Origin of the sequence: Streptomyces sp. UH6 (genome assembly GCF_013421635.1) — a bacterium.
GTDB classification, from domain to species: Bacteria; Actinomycetota; Actinomycetes; order Streptomycetales; family Streptomycetaceae; genus Streptomyces; species Streptomyces abyssomicinicus.
In genome coordinates this window covers 1-2,309 of sequence record NZ_JACADT010000912.1, presented here as the reverse complement: position 1 = coordinate 2,309, position 2,309 = coordinate 1, and the positions used below count along the sequence as shown (strand labels likewise).

Annotated in this window: 3 protein-coding genes; all 3 read right to left on the bottom strand. The window is 73.5% G+C overall.

The features are described 5' to 3' along the window. Nucleotides 1–26: 26 nt before the first annotated feature. The 3 genes from HW445_RS27490 to HW445_RS27480 all read right to left on the bottom strand — a co-directional run bounded on the left by HW445_RS27490 (nt 27) and on the right by HW445_RS27480 (nt 2,165). Nucleotides 27–518 carry an SRPBCC domain-containing protein gene (locus HW445_RS27490; RefSeq protein WP_180223573.1) on the bottom strand — a complete coding sequence of 164 codons (492 nt, stop codon included), beginning with the start codon at nt 516–518 and terminating at the stop codon, nt 27–29. A gap of 96 nt (nt 519–614) precedes the next feature. Next, complete coding sequence (galU, locus tag HW445_RS27485; protein WP_180223572.1) at nt 615–1,523, bottom strand: UTP--glucose-1-phosphate uridylyltransferase GalU; 909 nt, start codon at nt 1,521–1,523, stop codon at nt 615–617. Nucleotides 1,524–1,688: 165 nt separating this feature from the next. Further along, nucleotides 1,689–2,165, bottom strand: a complete 477-nt coding sequence (locus HW445_RS27480) for a GNAT family N-acetyltransferase (RefSeq protein WP_180223571.1) — start codon at nt 2,163–2,165, stop codon at nt 1,689–1,691. Nucleotides 2,166–2,309 lie beyond the last annotated feature (144 nt).

Sequence of the window (2,309 nt, the reverse complement as noted above, 5' to 3'; positions counted from 1 at the left end):
GGTCGGGCGAACCGGCGGGCAGGCGGTCAGGCGAGCAGGCGGTCCATCTGGCCGGCGGCCTCCCGCATGCCCTCGGCCATGCCCATGTCGGACATCTGCCGCATCTCGTCCTGGCTGCGGAACCGGGACGAGAGCTCCATGTGGGTGCCGGTGCCCGAGGTGCCCCGCCGGGTGAGGGTGACCCGCGTCTCGATCTTGGGGGAGTCGGACAGCGGCCGTCCGTCGTCGTCGGCGAACCCGTCGGTGAACTCCAGATGGGTCGGCGGGGCCACCGAGCCGACCCGCCACCAGCCGTGCGGCTGGTCCCCCTCCGGACCGGTCATGTGATAGGTGACCGTGCCGCCCGGGTTGAGGTCGAAGTCGTCCACGGTGGCCGGGTAGGTCGGCGGCCCCCACCACCGCTCCAGCTTCCGCGGATCGGCCCACAGCTGCCACACCTGCTCCACGGGGGCGTCGAAATCGGCGGCCAGGGTGAGGCTGAGCTGGTCGAAGTCCTCGTTGACGCTGGTGACGGTCATGATCTCCAGTCCTTCGGCGCGGGACGCGGACGTGGTGCTCCTACCAGGAGAACTCCGCGCCCGCGCCCTCGCCACTCGATCACGGCGCCACCGCGGTCAGGGCGCCACGCCGTCGATCTCGTCCCGCACGAACTCCCGGAGCCAGCCGCGGAACTCCGGACCCAGGTCCTCCCGCTCGCTGGCGAGCCGCACGATGGCGCGCAGGTAGTCGCCGCGGTCGCCGGTGTCGTAGCGCCGCCCGCGGAAGAGCACGCCGTGCACCGGGCCGCAGATCTTCTCGTCCGCGGCCTGCGTCTGGAGGGCGTCGGTCAGCTGGATCTCGCCGCCGCGGCCCGGCTCGGTCCGCCGCAGCACGTCGAAGAGGCCCGGGTCGAGCACGTACCGCCCGATGACCGCGTAGTTCGACGGCGCGGTCCCCGGCGCCGGCTTCTCGACCAGGCCGGTCACCCGGACGACGTCGCCCTCCTCGGTCGCCTCGACGGCGGCGCAGCCGTAGAGGTGGCTCTGCGCGGGGTCGACCTCCAGCAGCGCGACCACGCTTCCGCCGTGCCGCTCCCGGACGTCGACCATGCGGGAGAGCAGCGGATCGCGCGGGTCGATCAGGTCGTCGCCGAGCAGCACCGCGAACGCCTGGTCGCCGACGTGCGGGGCGGCGCAGAGCACGGCGTGGCCGAGCCCCCGCGGATCGCCCTGGCGGACGTAGTGGATGGTGGCGAGGTCCGTCGACTCCTGCACCCGGGCGAGCCGGTCGGCGTCGCCCTTGCGCCGCAGGGCCGACTCCAGCTCGTAGTTGCGGTCGAAGTGGTCCTCCAGGGGGCGCTTGTTGCGCCCCGTGATCATCAGGACGTCGTCGAGCCCGGCGGCGACGGCCTCCTCGACGACGTACTGGATCGCCGGCTTGTCGACGACCGGGAGCATCTCCTTGGGCGTCGCCTTGGTGGCGGGGAGGAACCGCGTGCCGAGACCGGCCGCGGGGATGACCGCCTTGCTGATGATGGAACGCATCGGGTGTCCTTCGTGGAGGCCCCGGCCCGGCCGGGGGTGGGGGTGCCCGCCTGCGGAGAAGTGTCGCAGGGTCACGGCGCGATGATCGGGCGTTGCCCGATTCACCCCGCTCCCGCCCCCTTCCCGCCCCCTCCCGCCCCCTGGGCCGGAGGCCTCGGGGACCGGTCAGAGGGCCTTGGTCATGAAGACGCTGTTGGGGTCGTCGGTGTAGTCGGCGAACGGTCCGCACTCGGTGAACCCGTGCCGCGCGTACAGCCGCCGGGCCGCCGCGAAGTAGTCCTCCACGCCGGTCTCCAGGCTCAGCCGCCGGTACCCGCCGCGCTCCGCCAGCGCGGTGAGGTGCTCCAGCACCGCGGAGGCGACGCCGCGGCCCCGGGCCGCGGCCGTGGTGCGCATCGACTTCAGTTCGCCGTGGTCCTCGCCCAGCTCCTTGAGCGCCCCGCAGCCCAGCAGGGTGCCGTCGGCTCCACGCGCGGTGACGAAGACGATCCCGTCGCCCGCCAGCGTGCCGTGGTCCAGGGCGTGCACGGACTCCGGCGGGCTGGTCGCGTACATGTCCTGGAGGTGTTCGTCGAGCAGCGCGGCCACGTCCTCCCGCAGGGGCGTGTCGGCGGCGATCCGTATGTCGGTACTGGTCAGCATCAGACCATGTTCGCAGGTCCGGCGGCACCGGGTCCGCGGGTGCTCGGGTGGAGCCGGGCCGCCTCGAGGAGCCGGGCGGCTCCGCGGACCGCCGCCGTGTGCGGGGCGGGAACGACGTGGACGGGGGCGTGCAGCCGGCCGGAG

What these genes read in the sequence shown, in the direction of transcription:
- HW445_RS27490 (WP_180223573.1), bottom strand. Translation starts at nt 518, where the DNA reads ATGACCGTCACCAGCGTCAACGAGGACTTCGACCAGCTCAGCCTCACC.
- galU (WP_180223572.1), bottom strand. Translation starts at nt 1,523, where the DNA reads ATGCGTTCCATCATCAGCAAGGCGGTCATCCCCGCGGCCGGTCTCGGC.
- HW445_RS27480 (WP_180223571.1), bottom strand. Translation starts at nt 2,165, where the DNA reads ATGCTGACCAGTACCGACATACGGATCGCCGCCGACACGCCCCTGCGG.